10 protein-coding genes are annotated in these 12,383 nt (G+C 62.6%); 2 read left to right on the top strand and 8 right to left on the bottom strand.

Annotated elements, in window-relative coordinates; all coding sequences use genetic code 11:
- The first annotated feature begins 93 nt into the window (after positions 1 to 93).
- Complete coding sequence (locus ATY77_RS04665; RefSeq protein WP_088686329.1) at positions 94 to 495, top strand: DoxX family protein; 402 nt, start codon at positions 94 to 96, stop codon at positions 493 to 495.
- A 72-nt stretch (positions 496 to 567) separates the two neighbouring features.
- Here the strand turns inward: ATY77_RS04665 and ATY77_RS04660 are convergent, their stop codons facing one another.
- The 5 genes from ATY77_RS04660 to ATY77_RS04640 all read right to left on the bottom strand — a co-directional run bounded on the left by ATY77_RS04660 (position 568) and on the right by ATY77_RS04640 (position 6,961).
- Positions 568 to 1,755 carry a Gfo/Idh/MocA family oxidoreductase gene (locus tag ATY77_RS04660; protein WP_088677800.1) on the bottom strand — a complete coding sequence of 396 codons (1,188 nt, stop codon included), beginning with the start codon at positions 1,753 to 1,755 and terminating at the stop codon, positions 568 to 570.
- A 199-nt stretch (positions 1,756 to 1,954) separates the two neighbouring features.
- The gene (locus ATY77_RS04655) at positions 1,955 to 3,007 is read right to left on the bottom strand and encodes a sugar phosphate isomerase/epimerase (protein WP_088686328.1); all 1,053 of its coding nucleotides are present in this window, start codon (positions 3,005 to 3,007) and stop codon (positions 1,955 to 1,957) included.
- A gap of 249 nt (positions 3,008 to 3,256) precedes the next feature.
- Positions 3,257 to 4,204 carry a substrate-binding domain-containing protein gene (locus ATY77_RS04650; RefSeq protein WP_088686327.1) on the bottom strand — a complete coding sequence of 316 codons (948 nt, stop codon included), beginning with the start codon at positions 4,202 to 4,204 and terminating at the stop codon, positions 3,257 to 3,259.
- An 86-nt stretch (positions 4,205 to 4,290) separates the two neighbouring features.
- Positions 4,291 to 5,295 (bottom strand): ABC transporter permease, encoded by a 1,005-nt coding sequence (locus ATY77_RS04645; protein WP_088686326.1) that lies wholly within the window; start codon positions 5,293 to 5,295, stop codon positions 4,291 to 4,293.
- A gap of 139 nt (positions 5,296 to 5,434) precedes the next feature.
- Positions 5,435 to 6,961: a sugar ABC transporter ATP-binding protein gene (locus tag ATY77_RS04640; RefSeq protein WP_088686478.1), complete on the bottom strand. Its 1,527-nt coding sequence runs from the start codon at positions 6,959 to 6,961 to the stop codon at positions 5,435 to 5,437.
- A gap of 252 nt (positions 6,962 to 7,213) precedes the next feature.
- Between ATY77_RS04640 and ATY77_RS04635 the strand changes: the two genes are divergently transcribed.
- Positions 7,214 to 8,245 (top strand): LacI family DNA-binding transcriptional regulator, encoded by a 1,032-nt coding sequence (locus ATY77_RS04635; RefSeq protein ID WP_088686325.1) that lies wholly within the window; start codon positions 7,214 to 7,216, stop codon positions 8,243 to 8,245.
- Between the two features lie 69 nt (positions 8,246 to 8,314).
- Here the strand turns inward: ATY77_RS04635 and xylA are convergent, their stop codons facing one another.
- The 3 genes from xylA to ATY77_RS04620 all read right to left on the bottom strand — a co-directional run bounded on the left by xylA (position 8,315) and on the right by ATY77_RS04620 (position 12,315).
- Positions 8,315 to 9,625, bottom strand: coding sequence for a xylose isomerase (xylA, locus tag ATY77_RS04630; RefSeq protein WP_088686324.1), 1,311 nt, complete (start codon positions 9,623 to 9,625; stop codon positions 8,315 to 8,317).
- Between the two features lie 190 nt (positions 9,626 to 9,815).
- Complete coding sequence (gene xylB / locus ATY77_RS04625) at positions 9,816 to 11,270, bottom strand: xylulokinase (RefSeq protein WP_088686323.1); 1,455 nt, start codon at positions 11,268 to 11,270, stop codon at positions 9,816 to 9,818.
- 19 nt (positions 11,271 to 11,289) lie between these two features.
- Complete coding sequence (locus tag ATY77_RS04620) at positions 11,290 to 12,315, bottom strand: LacI family DNA-binding transcriptional regulator (RefSeq protein ID WP_088686322.1); 1,026 nt, start codon at positions 12,313 to 12,315, stop codon at positions 11,290 to 11,292.
- Between the last annotated feature and the right edge of the window lie 68 nt (positions 12,316 to 12,383).

Genomic DNA, 12,383 nt, shown 5'->3' with positions numbered 1-12,383 from the left:
CGACCTCATAACGCGAATGTCAGCAGGCGTGACTTGCCGCCGGGCCCGCGATCACTACACAGCGAAAGACATTGCAAACATGAAAGGAACCCAATGCCGTCTTCGATCCATCTGCTGCAGCCCCATCTGCTGAGCCTGCTGCGCATCATCTCCTCCCTCGTGCTTTTCAGCTACGGAACGCAGAAGATCCTGCATTTTCCGGCCGCGGCAAGCGTGCCGCCGATGGGCTCGCTCTCCTGGATTGCCGGGCTGATCGAACTCACCCTCGGCTTCCTCGTCCTGATCGGATTCCAGACCCGCATCGCAGCCTTCGTGCTTTCGGGCCTGATGGCCTTCGCCTATTTCATCGGCCATGCGGGAAAGAGCTTTTATCCCGCGCAGAACGGCGGCGTCGCGGCGATCCTGTTCTGCTTCGTATTTCTCTATCTGGTCGCGGCAGGCGCCGGCCCGCTCAGCATCGATGGCCTGATGAAGCGCAACCGCGCTGCGGCCTGACGAATGACGGACAGGCCAAGGCGGTCAATGACCGCCTTGGCATTTTCGCAGGGCTTCGCACTGCTCCAGACCTCAGACCTTGACCCAGGCGCCGTTCTTCTTGGACGAGGCAACGCAGGCCTCGACGAAGGCCACGCCCTTCACGCCATCGTCGACTGTGGGATAGACCACCGCCTTGTCGACAGCCTTGCCCTTCTTGCGGGCATTGATCGCATGCGCAGCTTCGGTATAGATCGTCGCGAACGCCTCGAGATAACCTTCCGGGTGCCCTGACGGCACGCGCGAAACGCGGCCGGCAGCAGCACCTGCCCCGGCGCCGCCGCGGGTGATCAGCCGCTTCGGCTCGCCGAAGGGCGTGTACCAGAGGTAGTTCGGATCCTTCTGCGTCCATTCCAGCCCGCCCTTGGTACCGTAGACGCGGACCATCAGGCCGTTCTCATGGCCGGGCGCCACCTGGCTGCACCAGAGCATGCCCTTGGCCGGCTTCTCCGAGCCCTTCGCCTTGAAGCGCAGCATGACGTGGGCATTGTCATCCAGCCGGCGGCCGGGGACGAAGCTGTCGAGATCCGCAGCCAGGCTGTCGAGTTCCAGCCCGGTGATGAAGGACGCGAGATTATAGGCATGCGTGCCGATATCCCCGGTCGAGCCGCCGACGCCGGACTGGGCCGGATCGGTGCGCCATGCGGCCTGCTTCTGGCCGGTCTGCTCGACCGCTTCCGTCAGCCAGTCCTGCGGATATTCGGCCTGGACGACCCTTATATCGCCGAGTTCGCCGTTCGCGATCATCTCGCGCGCCTGGCGAACCATCGGATAGCCGGTGTAATTATGCGTCAGCACGAAGAGCGCGCCGCTCTCGTCTGCCACCTTCTTCAGCTTCTTGGCATCGGCAAGATTGGAGGTCAGCGGCTTGTCGCAGATGACATGGATGCCGCGCTTCAGGAATTCCTTGGCCGCATCGTAATGCACATGGTTCGGCGTGACGATTGCCACCGCCTCGATGCCGTTCTTCAGCTTCGCCTCGCGGATCGCCATCTCGCGGTAGCTGGAATAGGTCCGCGACGGATCGAGGCCGAGGTCGCGGCCGGATTGAACCGCCTTCTCAGGCGTCGACGACAGCGCGCCGGCGACGAGATCGTACTGATCGTCGATACGCGCCGCGATACGGTGCACCGCACCGATGAACGCGCCGGCGCCGCCGCCCACCATGCCGAGCCGGATGCGCGGCTCGCGGGTCTGTTCGGATGATGCTTCGATTGCCATTCTTGTCCTCCTGGAATTTAACTTGGTGCGGATACGGCCCCTCATCCGGCTGCCGCCACCTTCTCCCCGTTCTGACGGGGAGAAGGGGATATGCCGCGACCTCTCCATCCCTCGCTAACGTCTCGCAAGGCACGTCCCCTCTCCCCGTCAGAACGGGGAGAGGGTTAGGGTGAGGGGCAGCCTCGCAACGTGCCTTATGTCAGAGTCCCAGCATCCGCCGGTTCGCCGCCTGATCCGTGCCGCTGCCGGCGAAATCGTCGAAGGCCTTCTCGGTGACGCGGATGATATGGGCGGCGACGAATTCAGCCCCTTCGCGGGCGCCGTCCTCCGGATGCTTCAGCGCGCATTCCCATTCGACCACGGCCCAGCCGTCGAAATTATTGGCCGTCATTTTCGAGAAGACCGCGCCGAAATCGACCTGGCCGTCGCCGAGCGAGCGGAAGCGGCCGGCGCGTTCGACCCAGCCCTGATAGCCGCCATAGACGCCCTGGCGCCCGGTCGGATTGAACTCCGCATCCTTGACGTGGAACATCTTGATGCGGTCCTTGTAGATGTCGATGTTCTCGAGATAATCGAGGCACTGCAGCACGTAGTGCGAGGGATCGTAGAGCATGTTGGCACGCGGATGGTTCTTCACCCGCTCCAGAAACATCTCGAAAGTGATGCCGTCATGCAGGTCCTCGCCCGGATGGATCTCGTAGCAGACGTCGATGCCGTTCTCATCCGCATGGTTGAGGATCGGCGTCCAGCGGCGGGCAAGCTCGTCGAAGGCAGTCTCGACCAGGCCGGCGGGACGCTGCGGCCAGGGATAAATGAAGGGCCAGGCGAGCGCGCCCGAGAAGGTCGCATGCGCCTTGAGGCCGAGATTTTTCGATGCCGTCAGCGCCATCTTGACCTGCTCGACCGCCCATTCCTGGCGGGCCTTCGGATTGCCGCGCACTTCGGGCGCCGCGAATCCGTCGAAGGCTTCGTCATAGGCCGGGTGCACGGCGACGAGCTGGCCCTGCAGATGGGTGGAAAGTTCGGTAATCTCGATGCCGTTTTCGCGGGCCTTGCCGGCGAATTCGTCGCAATAATCCTTGGATGTCGCAGCCTTCTTCAGGTCGATCAGCTGGCTCGCCCAGGTCGGCACCTGGACACCCTCGTAGCCGATGTCGGCCGCCCATTTGGTAATCGCGTCCCAGGAATTGAAAGGCGCGGTATCGCCCGCAAACTGGCCAAGGAAAAGGCCGGGGCCTTTGATCGTCTTCATGTCAGATTCCTCCCTGAACATCGACCGTAAACGTTTCTGATAACTTGTAGCACGCAATTTTGCGGGAGCAAGGGCGCTTCCTTGCTTGCTGTCGTATTTGGCGCAGAGCCGGATGGGTATGGCTGCGACCTAACCATGATGGGCTTTGGCGGGCAAGAGGTACGTGCAGCATTTTCGCCTGCTCGCCCAAAGCGAAAGCAAAAAAATGCGCCCATCCTTACGAATGGGCGCGCTTGCATCGCGGATCGATCAGAACGGAGAATCCGGGAAGTAGAAGTCCTTGGCATTGTCCTTGGTGACGAGCGTCGCATCGAGGATGTAGTTGCCGTGGACGGGAACCTGGTCGTAGAGAGCAGCAGCCGTCAGCTCCATCGCCGTGCCGACCATTGCCGGCGGATAGAGAACGTCGACCGGGATCAGCTTGTCGCCGTCCATGACCTTCTTGATCATGTCCTTGGAGCCGGCGCCGGCGACAACATACTGGATGTCGGTGCGCTTGGCCTGCTCGATCGCCTGAAGAACGCCGACGGCCATGTCGTCGTCCTGGCACCATACGACGTCGATCTTCGGATACTTCGTCAGATAGTCCTGCATGACCTTGAAGGCGTCGTCGCGGTTCCAGTTGCCGTACTGGCGGTCAAGAACCTTGACCTTGGAGCCGGCAATGCCCTTGTCGAAGCCGTCCTGGCGCTGCTGGTCGATCGGGATCGGCAGACCGCGGATAACGACGACCTCGGCTTCCGGGGTCTTTTCGGCAATATATTTGCCTGCGACTTCGCCGAGCGCCGGATTGTTGCCGGCGACATAGAGGTCACGCACGGAATTGTCGTTGTTCGACGGCGCACGGTCGACGAGCGCGACGAACTTGCCCTTGTCCTTGACTTCCTTGATGGCGTTGACGAGCGGATCCGGATCGGACGGCAGGATGACGAGCGCGTCGATACCCTGCGTATCGAGATCCTGCACGGCGTTCGCTTGCGTCGCGGCATCCGGCGAGGTCTTGACGATGACGTTCAGCCCAGGATGTTCGGCCATCAGCTTCTTGGCAATGCGCTCGGCGTGGAACACCACCCCGGAGGTCCAGCCATGGTCGGCGGCCGGAATGGACACGCCGATCGTATAGTTCTTGTCCTGGGCGTAGGCTGCGCCGGCAAAAGCCACCCCCGCAACCGCCAGACCCAACATCAGCTTGCGCATGCTATTTCCTCCCAAAAATATCAGGGACTTGTCCAATCAGAGCCGGGTGCCCTGTAAAGCCCGGCCAATCCGAAAAGCCGTTTGCTCTACGATTTGCGCACCAGCGACCGCTGCACCAGCATGGCGATGATGATGATCGCACCCTGGATCGCGCCGATCAGATATTCGCTGATGAAGTTCGAAAGCAGCATGATATTGCCGACGAGTTCGAGAATGAAGGCGCCGCAGATCGTGCCCCAGACACGGCCGGCGCCGCCCTTTAGGGCGGTGCCGCCGACGACGACGGCGGTAATGGCCTGCAGCTCCCACAAAATGCCGGTCGTTGCCGACGTGGAACCGAGACGCGGAACATAAAGAAGCACGGCGATCGCCACGCAGAGGCCCTGGATGACGAAGGCAATGGTGCGCACGCGGTTGACGGCGATCCCTGAATAGCGCGCGACGTCGCTGTTCGAGCCGACAGCCACGACATGGCGGCCGTAACGCGTGCGGTAGAGGATAAAGGCCGCAATCGCGGTGACGACGAGGATGACCACGATCGGAACCGGTATGCCGAGAATGTTGCCGAAATAGGCCGGACGATAGAGCGTCTGGATTTCGCTCGAACGCAAGGTGATCGCGCCGCCCTGCGACAGCCAGGTGGTCAGGCCGCGATAAATGCCCATGGTGCCGAGCGTGGCAATGAATGGTTCGATTTTGCCGACGGTGGTGATGAGGCCGTTTGCGAGGCCGCAGAGAGCCCCCGCGAGGATCGTGAAGACCACCGCCGCCGTCAGCATCAGCACCGGATCGGCAATGACGCCCGAATTGATCAGCAGGATCATCAGGCTGGCGACGAAGGCCACCATTGAGCCGACGGAAAGATCGAGGTCTCCGGACGAAATCACGAAGGTCGCGCCGACAGCGATGATGGCGATGAAGGCGCAACGCGTCGCGACGTTGGCAAGGTTGGTGATGCCGATGAAATTCGGGTTGACCAGTGCGCCGACGATGAGAAGCAAGGCCAAAGCGGCAAACGGTGCCACCGCGCGCAAATCAACATCACGCCAGGACCTGCGCCGGATGTCTCGCGTTTCCTCGTTAACACTCATGTCCAAAACCAACCTCCCGTCCCAGACTGCCTGGGCATCTTATCTATGGTGCGCGTCGGCGAAGTCCGCTCCGCTCTCACGTCTTTGTTCCATGCATCTCGTCCTCCCAAAACCGCGGCACACTTTTGGGCGACATGCATCAGGCGGCCGCCTTCCTTTTCAGCCCGGCGGCGTAGCGCATGATTTCCTGCTCGGAAATCTCGTCTCCCTCGAGCACGCCGACGATATGCCCCTCGCGCATTACCGCCACCCGCGTGCAGAGTCCGATGACCTCTGGCATCTCCGAGGAAACGACGATGATCGACCGGCCGTCCCGGGCGAGCGCCGAGATGAAATGATAGATCTGCTGCTTCGTGCCGACATCGATGCCGCGCGTCGGCTCATCGATGATGATGATGTCGGGATCGGTCTCCATGACCTTGGCGAGCAGCAGTTTCTGCTGGTTCCCGCCGGACATGCGGCCGGCGACGATATTGGCGTCGCGAACCCTGATGTCGAAGCGGCGCTTGGCCTTCGCCAGCGCAGCCGCTTCGCTGCCGGGGCTGAGATAACCGTGGCGAGAATGCCTTCCGAGCGACTGCAAAGTCAGATTGCTCACCATGCCGGAACGCAGCAGCAGGCCTTTCGACTTGCGGTCCTTGGTCATGTAGGCAAGGCCGCAGCGATTGGCGGCATGCACATCGCCGGAAGAAACCGCTTCCCCCTTGATGACCACCTCGCCGTGGAGACGCGGCCGCAGCCCGGCGATCGCCTCCATCAGCTCCGTACGGCCGGAGCCGATCAGTCCGGAAAAACCGATGATCTCGCCCTTGCGCACCTCGAAGCTGGCATCCTTGACATAACCGGTCGAGACCGAAGAGACGCGCAGAACGATCTCCTCGTCGACATTCGGCTCGACCTTGGTGGGATAAAGGCTGGAAAGTTCCCGGCCGACCATCAGCTGCGCGATTGACTCCCCATCCAGTATCGATGTCGGCGACGTCTTGATCCATTGGCCGTCGCGCAGGACAGTCACCCGATCGGTCAGCTCCATCACCTCGTCGAGCTTATGGGACACGAAGACGAAGCTCGTGCCCTGGTCGCGCAGCTTGCGGACCTGCTTGAAGAGCATGCTGGTTTCTTCGCGCGACAGGACGGCGGTCGGCTCGTCCATGAAGACGACGCGCGCATCGCGGCTGATCGCCTTGGCGATCTCGACCATCTGCTTGTCGGCGATGGAAAGCGTGCTGATCAGCGCATTCTCATCGACATGCGAACCAAGCACGTCCAGAACCTTGCGGGTCTCGGCGCGCATATATTTGCGGTCGAGCACGCCGAAACGCGTCACCTCGCGCCCGAGGAAAAGGCTTTCCGTCACGGTCAGATGGTCAGCGAGGTTGAATTCCTGGTGAATGATGACGATGCCGAGCGCTTCGGCAGCACCGTTGGGCGGCAGCACCACAGGCTTGCCGTCGAGCAGGATCTCGCCGGAACTCGGCTGTTCGAAACCTGAGAGCACCTTGACGAGGGTGGACTTGCCGGCGCCGTTTTCGCCCATGAGCGCGTGGATTTCGCCGGCGCGGAGATCGAAGTTGACGCTGAAGAGGACCTGAACGCCGCTGAAGGATTTGCATATGCGCCTGGCAGACAGCACCACGGGTGCGGTGTCGGCGATCTCCACGGTCATCATCCCCTCCCAGAGCGCTGCGTGCCGGCGGCACGTGCCGGAAACGCCCCATCACATTGAAGTAGCGCACATTTCTTTTCTGAAAAGAGGCGCGCACTTGCGGCTCCGTCCGCTTTGAGCTTTATGTAAACCTTTACATCGGGCATGTAAAGGTTTACATCGTGGATTTACACAGAACAGTCGAAGCTTGCCTTTGACCTGTCGGCGAGTCTGTGTAGTGTCGCGGCGAAGACAGCCTTAAGGCAGAGCGCAGTGTCGAATTCCACGCCCGCAACAATCGAAGACGTCGCCCGGATCGCCGAGGTGTCCATCGCGACGGTTTCCCGGGCGATCCACACGCCGGAGAAGGTCGCCAACTCCACCCGGCTCAAGGTCAACCAGGCGATCGCCGTCACCGGTTATACGACCAATGCCATGGCGCGCAGCCTGAGGCTCGGCCGCTCCAACATGATCCTCGTCGTGGCGCCCGACATCGGCGACCCCAACTTCTCCAACATCCTGGTTGGCCTGGAGAACGAGGCGCGTGCCCACGGCTACGGCGTCCTGATCGGCCACACCCAGAACGACGCCCAGCGCGGTCTGGAATATCTGAAGTTTTTAAACTCGAACCAGGCGGCCGGACTGATCCTCTTCACCGGCATCCTGCCCTTCGGTCACCAGACCATGACAGCGCGGCTGCCGCCGAGCGTCGGCGTCTTCGAGCCCGTCTTCAACGGCGGCATTCCCTATGTGGGCGTCGACGATATCGAGGGCGCCAGGAAGGCCGTCGACCTGCTGCTGGCCGAAGGCCATCGCAAGATCGCCTTCATCGGCGATTCCCGCACCCGGCTCGCCCATACCAGGCGCCGCATGGGTTATGATGCCGGTCTCGACGCCGCCGGCATCCCGCGTGACGCCAGGATCGTGCTCGAAGGCGACGGCACGATCGAAAGCGGGCGGCATGCGGTCGAACAGCTTTTCATGCGCGACACGCTTCCCACAGCCTTCATGTGCGTGAACGACCAGACGGCCATCGGCGTCATGATCGGACTCGGCGCGCGCGGCTACGATATTCCGCGCGATTTCTCGGTCACCGGTTTCGACGACGTGCCGCAGGCCGTCTTCATCTCCCCGTCGCTGACGACAATCCGCCAGCCGAGAACGGCGATCGGCAAACAGGCGATGGCGCTGCTGTTGGAGCTCTTGTCCGATGGCCGGCCGGCCGAGACGGAGATCCTGCTGCGGCCGGATCTGGTCGTCCGCAATTCCGTCTCCGCACCGTCGCGCAACTGGTCGAAACGCTGAAGCGGTATCGGCCGGCAACAGCCGGCCGGGAAGGTTGCGCCGGCGACCCATGGCCGCCGGCGCCTGCTATCAAACGTAGCGGTTGACGATGTTCTCGAGCAGTTCTTGCTGGCCGGATCTTGGCTGCGGATTGACGTCCTTGCTTTCGACCCAGTTCGTGATTTCGTCCAGCGAATATTCGCCGCGGAAGAGCTTCTGCGCTTCTGCCGATTCCCAGCCGGCATAACGATCGGCGAGCGGCTTCGACAGAGCCTTGTCCTCGATCATCTTGGCCGCCGCCTTCAGGCCGCGGGCGCAGCAATCCATGCCGCCGATATGGCCGATCAGCAGGTCCGCCGGGTCGAGCGACTGGCGGCGCAGCTTGGCGTCGAAGTTGGTGCCGCCGGTCTTGAAGCCGCCGCCTGCCAGAACGTGGTAATAGGCGAGCGCCATTTCCGGAACATTGTTCGGGAACTGGTCGGTATCCCAGCCGGACTGGTAATCGTTGCGGTTCATGTCGATTGAGCCGAAGATGCCGAGCGCATTGGCAAGCGCCAGCTCATGCTCGAAGGAGTGACCGGCGAGGATGGCATGGCCCTGCTCGATATTGACCTTCACCTCGTTTTCGAGGCCGTGCTTCTTGAGGAAGCCATAGACGGTCGCGACGTCGTAATCATACTGGTGCTTGGTCGGCTCCTGCGGCTTCGGCTCGATCAGGATCGTGCCCTTGAAGCCGATCTTGTGTTTGTACTCGACGACGAGGTTGAGGAAGCGGCCGAGCTGGTCGAGCTCGCGCTTGAGGTCGGTGTTGAGCAGCGTCTCGTAACCTTCCCGGCCGCCCCAGAGTACGTAGTTCTCGCCGCCGAGCTTCTGCGTCGCGTCGATGCAGGTCTTCACCGTCGCGGCTGCGAAAGCGAAGACATCGGGATCGGGGTTGGTCGCCGCACCCGACATATAGCGGCGGTTGGAGAAGAGGTTCGCCGTGCCCCAGAGCAGCTTGGCGCCGGTCGCGGCCTGCTTCTCGGCGAAGTAGTCGACGATCTCGTTCAGGTTCTTGGTGTTTTCGGCGAAGTTCTTGCCTTCCGGACGCACGTCGGCATCATGGAAGCAGTAATAGGGCGCGCCGAGCAGCGAGAAGAATTCAAAAGCGACATCGGCCTTGAGCTTGGCGGCCTTCATCGTGTCCTCAAACCAGGGACGCAGGAAGGTCTGGCCGCCGAAGGGATCGCCGCCCGGCCAGGTGAAGGTGTGCCAATAGGCCACCGCAAAACGCAGATGGTCTTCCATACGCTTGCCGAGAACGATCTCGTCCGGCTGGTAGTAGCGGAAGGCCAGCGGATTGGTGCTGTCGGGGCCTTCATATTTGATTTTCTGGATATCGCCGAAAAATCCGGTGCTCATGTCAGGTCTCCTTGGGTTCGTATCTTTTCGAAGTTCTCAGTCGTTGGTCTACGCCAGAGGCCCTCTCATCCGCCTGCCGGCACCTTCTCCCCGAGGGGAGAAGAGACGGGTTGCAGCGCCTCTTTTCCCTTCTCCCCTCGGGGAGAAGGTGGCCCGAAGGGTCGGATGAGGGGGCCACAGGCTCCAGTTCTCAATGCGCCAGCGACTTGATCGCCGGATAGAGCGCGCGGTAGCGCGTGTAGGCATCCTCATAAGCGCCGCTCAGCGCCGAAACCGGCTCGATCGTTCCTGCCGTGACCGGCGGCGTGCAGACGGCGATGGGATCCGCGCCGGTTGCCGCGATCAGGCCGAGACGGGCAGCCCCGAAGGCCGCGCCGAAATCGCCGTCGGCCGGCAGATCGACCGGAACGCCGAGCGCAGTCGCGATCGAGGCCAGCCAGTAGCGCGAGCGCGAACCGCCGCCGATGGCGGTCACGCGGGAAATGCCGGTGCCGGCCGAACGCAGCGCTTCGAGATTGTCGCGGATGGCGAAAGTCACGCCTTCGAGCACGGCCTGGGTCAGCACGGCACGGCTGCTTTCATGCTCGAGGCCGATGAAGGCACCGCGGATGACGGCATCGTTGTGCGGCGTGCGCTCCCCCGAGAGATAGGGCAGGAAGGTGACGCCGGAGGGCGCTTTCAGAGTCTCGCCGAGTTCACCGGTCAAATCGGCGGCCGACCTGCCGGTCACGCTGGAATGCCAGTTCAGCGCATCGGTCGCCGACAGGATGACGCCCATCTGGTGCCAGGTGTTCGGCAACGCGTGGCAGAAGGCATGCACGGCGCTCTCCGGCTTCGGCAAATAGGAACCGTTGGCGGCAAAAAGCACGCCCGAAGTGCCGAGCGAGACGAAAGCCGCGCCATCGCTGACGGTGCCCATGCCGCAGGCCGAGGCCGCATTGTCGCCGGCGCCGCCGGCAACGACGACATGGCCTGATATGCCCCATTGCGCCGCGAGCTCCGGCCGCAGCTTTCCGGCTTGCTCCGTGCCTTCGACGAGCGCCGGCATCTGCTCCCTGGAAAGGTCCGTGGCGGCCAGCAGGTCGGACGACCAGCCGCGCTTGCCGGTGTCGAGCCAGGACGTGCCGGCCGAATCCGACATTTCGGAGATATATTCGCCGGTCAGCCAGAGGCGCAGGTAATCCTTCGGCAGCAGCACCTTGGCGATCCTGGCGAAAATATCGTGCTCATGCTTCCTGACCCAGGCGAGCTTCGGCGCCGTGAAGCCGGGGAAGACGATATTGCCGGTCAGCGCCCGGAAACGCGGATCGGCATCGAGAGCCGCGGCCTCGACATGGCTGCGCGTATCGTTCCAGAGAATGCAGGGGCGCAGCACATTGTCGGATGCATCGATCAGCGTCGCGCCATGCATCTGGCCTGAAAGGCCGATACCCTTGACTGCGGCAAGTTCGTGCGGATGCTTCGCCTTCAGGCCGGCGACCGCCTCCTCCGTGGCGCGTACCCAGTGGGCAGGTTCCTGCTCCGACCAGCCGGAATGCGGGCGCGAGACGTCGAGCAAACCATTGGCCGAGCCGACGATCTTCTGATCGCCGTCGATCAGCATCGCCTTGACGCCGGAGGTTCCAAGATCGAGACCGAGATACATCTGGTATTCTCCTTTGCCGTTACGGCAGATTGTCCTTCAGGAATATGTCGAGGCGGATGCGTTCCTGCGCTTCGATGACGGCAAGCCCGTCCGCCTTTGCTTTCAGCACGCGGATGGCGCTGCGCACCTCATGGCCGGCGTCCTGGTTGAGGATCGCATCGATCGTATGATCGATGAGCGCGGCGCGCGTATGCACGGTCAGTTCATGGGCAATGACGGTCAGCGTCCGGTCGACGACCTTGTCCTTCAGCGCCCGGATGAGGCCGCGATTGCCGGCGCCGAGGCTGTAGACGCCGACGATGCCGGCACTCCGCGACAGCGCGTCGGCAACCAGCATATGGGCGACCTCGGGATCGTCGCGGCCTTCGAGAACCGGCAGGATCGCAAGACCGGGAAACTCTTCGGCCATGACGGAGGTGAAGCCCTCGAGCCGCTCGCGATGGTCACGCACCAGCATGGAGCCGGCAAGCACGGCGATCTCGCCTTTTCGCGGCCCGAGGAACCGGCCGAGCAGGCGGGCGGCCGTGCGCCCTGCGGCCATATTGTCGACGCCGGCATAGTGATGGCGCAGCGATCCCGTGAGATCGGAAACCAGCGTCACGATCGGGAAACCGTCGCGCACCATCCTGTCGGCAACGGCGCGCACTTCGGGCGCATCGGTCGCGACCATCGCGATGCCGCAAGGTTTGCCCCTGGAAAGCTCTTCGAGCACGGAAACGAGGGCGGCCGGATCGAAGGCCGGCACCTCGATGGTGCGGATATCGGTGCGCTCGGCCGGCGATCGGACGATGGCCTGGCGAATTTCGGCATTGAGCCCATGCATGAAGGAATTGTCGCTCGCCGGCAGGATGAACACCAGCGGATAGGTGCGTCCCTTGGCGAGGTTGGCGGCGGCGAGGTCCCTGATATAGCCGAGCTCGCGGATGGCGGTCTCGACCTTCTCCCGCGTAACGCTGCGCACGCCCGGACGCTGGTTGAGAACCCGGTCGACAGTCGCGAGACTGACACCGGCGGCAGCAGCAATATCGTGAACAGTTGGCCTCATCATTCCTCCTGACGAGACCATTAGCGCCAAATTTGATGTACGTAAATCAAAAAATCGAGACACGGGCG

Source organism: Rhizobium sp. R634 (assembly GCF_002211305.1).
GTDB lineage: Bacteria > Pseudomonadota > Alphaproteobacteria > Rhizobiales > Rhizobiaceae > Rhizobium.
The sequence above is the reverse complement of the archived record's forward strand: the minus strand, read 5'-3'. Positions and strand labels throughout refer to the sequence as shown.

Coding starts and splice junctions, on each gene's coding strand:
- ATY77_RS04645 (WP_088686326.1), bottom strand. CDS start 5,295: ATGAGTGTTAACGAGGAAACGCGAGACATCCGGCGCAGGTCCTGGCGT.
- xylA (WP_088686324.1), bottom strand. CDS start 9,625: ATGAGCACCGGATTTTTCGGCGATATCCAGAAAATCAAATATGAAGGC.
- ATY77_RS04620 (WP_088686322.1), bottom strand. CDS start 12,315: ATGAGGCCAACTGTTCACGATATTGCTGCTGCCGCCGGTGTCAGTCTC.
- ATY77_RS04655 (WP_088686328.1), bottom strand. CDS start 3,007: ATGAAGACGATCAAAGGCCCCGGCCTTTTCCTTGGCCAGTTTGCGGGC.
- ATY77_RS04640 (WP_088686478.1), bottom strand. CDS start 6,961: ATGACCGTGGAGATCGCCGACACCGCACCCGTGGTGCTGTCTGCCAGG.
- ATY77_RS04650 (WP_088686327.1), bottom strand. CDS start 4,204: ATGCGCAAGCTGATGTTGGGTCTGGCGGTTGCGGGGGTGGCTTTTGCC.
- ATY77_RS04660 (WP_088677800.1), bottom strand. CDS start 1,755: ATGGCAATCGAAGCATCATCCGAACAGACCCGCGAGCCGCGCATCCGG.
- ATY77_RS04665 (WP_088686329.1), top strand. CDS start 94: ATGCCGTCTTCGATCCATCTGCTGCAGCCCCATCTGCTGAGCCTGCTG.
- xylB (WP_088686323.1), bottom strand. CDS start 11,270: ATGTATCTCGGTCTCGATCTTGGAACCTCCGGCGTCAAGGCGATGCTG.